The sequence below is a fragment of the Bartonella sp. B1098 genome, assembly GCF_944896145.1.
Lineage (GTDB): Bacteria > Pseudomonadota > Alphaproteobacteria > Rhizobiales > Rhizobiaceae > Bartonella.
Genome location: NZ_CALYLP010000007.1, coordinates 1 through 2124, shown reverse-complemented (window position 1 = coordinate 2124; position 2124 = coordinate 1). Strand labels below are relative to the sequence as shown.

General features: G+C 34.3%; 1 protein-coding gene. It reads right to left on the bottom strand.

Annotated features, from left to right (window positions below; translation table 11 throughout):
* Positions 1 to 2124 (bottom strand): type ISP restriction/modification enzyme (locus NNJ85_RS09485; protein ID WP_305883491.1); only part of this gene is annotated, 2124 nt, incomplete at both ends.

Sequence of the window (2124 nt, the reverse complement as noted above, 5' to 3'; positions counted from 1 at the left end):
TACCATTGACGATATAGTTATAAGCCTCTAGAGGGATATCTGTCATAATGATATTGCTATTATAAATAACCGTTGTTTTATCCTTTTCCTTACTATTCTTAACTTTTGCGAATTTCATTTCTGTAACATAGTAAAATTTCTCAAGATTAGAGATATCAGTTAATTTTGGATTGCCTTTTTTAAATGTGACTGGATAAGGTTTCACATCTTCATAATTCACGTGTAAATGACCTAATTCACGTCCTGCTGTAACAAATTTCCAAAAGTCCTCAACAGTTTTTACACAAGGGATACGAGGCAATTCTTTAGAGAGGTTATCAGCATAACGGGCGCGATAATCTTCTGAATGTAAAATCCCATAAACATAATAGAATAGATCATCTTTCGTGATTTTTTCATTCGGATAAGCAGCTTGAAAATGGGCTAGCCCTTCATCCGTAATGGCATCACGTTGTTGTAAACCAGCTGTTTTGTTTTGCTCTGTAGCATTTGCAAATAAATGAGTTTGTTTTTTATTTTTACTTTTCAAGGATTCAATATCTTCATAAAAATACCTTGGAAAGCATTGACTATTCTCCATTACTTGAAATTCAGGCACAGTTTTAGTCATAATAACAGAAAAATCTTTCTTTGCTCCCGTACCTGTAATTTGTATCACTTTATTTTCAATTGCTTTACCCATCGGAAATATACATGGAATTTGAGAAACCATTTCATTAAAAGCACGATTATAATAGAGCCACTGTTGTGTAAAAGGACGATAAGAACTTTTGGTAAGGCAATTTTCTTCAAATTCGAAAACCTTTCCTTTCGTTAAATGTTTTTTAAGATTAAGACTCCAACTAACTTTGCTTTCATCAGCATTAACAAAATTGTCTACAGTTTTGGTACGTGTTTTGAGATCAGAAAGTGGATAAGTATTATTAAACCGTTCTACTTCGCTGTTATAAAAAGTAATCATATTACTCATGTTTTCAGCTAAAACTTCACGGCTTGAGTTATAAGCCCAAGAGTCACGATTGGTTTTTAGACCACAAGAATAAATCTCAAAAAGTTTTTTATCATGACTTTTCTTATCACCTGTAGTTTTATCACCTATGACTAAAAATGATTTGAATCTGTCATCACGTTGATCAAGCCAATCATTATGCCTATCCGGTTTTATTATTTGCCAACCTTGTTTACTTCGTGTAATGCCATCAATGCTCCTAAGGGATTCAATTATCGTAAGCTTTTCTTTTCTACTTAGATAATCCCCAATATCACGGAAATATATTTTACCACGCTTTTCAGATTCTGGATTTTTTACGAGAATAGAGATAGCGATAGGCGCCCGAGAGCCTTCTCCAAAAATCTTCCCACCTTCTTTTCGAGAAAGTTCTCCAGAAGTTCGTTGATTACCCCGTAAATGGAAAATATAAAGGCTGCTAAATTCTTCAACAAAGCATTTGCGTAAGCCATTTAAAGAACATGCATTGATAAAACTCGCGTTTGTAACAAAACCAATAACCCCACAGTCTTTTATACGGTCGCTAGCCCAACGAATGGCACGAATATAACTATCGTAAAGTGCTTGCATATTGATTGATTCAGATTGAGCAGCATAAGTTTCACTGATCCGTTTATCTAATATGGGATAAGCAGTGTTCTTTGCATTGTCATTAGCACTTTTTTGACCTGTTGAATAAGGGGGATTGCCAAAAATAACTTTAATATCCAGTTTCTTTTGATGTTCTAAATATTCACTGTTCTCTTTAAATAATTTTTGCAGCAGACTTTTCTCTTCAAGCATTCGAAACGTATCAGTTAAACCAATATGCTTGAATGGGATATAATCACCTTTCATAAGACTATGATAAGTCGATTCAATGTTAATCGCTGCTATGTAATAGGCGAGTAAAACAATCTCATTGGCATGAATATCATGACGGAATTTATATTCCATGTCTTCTGGTTTTATGAGATCTGATTGTAACAACCGTGTGATAAAGGTTCCTGTACCTGTAAAAGGGTCGAGAATAGAAACACCCCGTGATCCTAGACTTTTACCAAATTCATTGCGTAAAACATCATCAACAGAGTGAATGATAAAATCCACAACCTCAACGGGGGTATAAACAATCC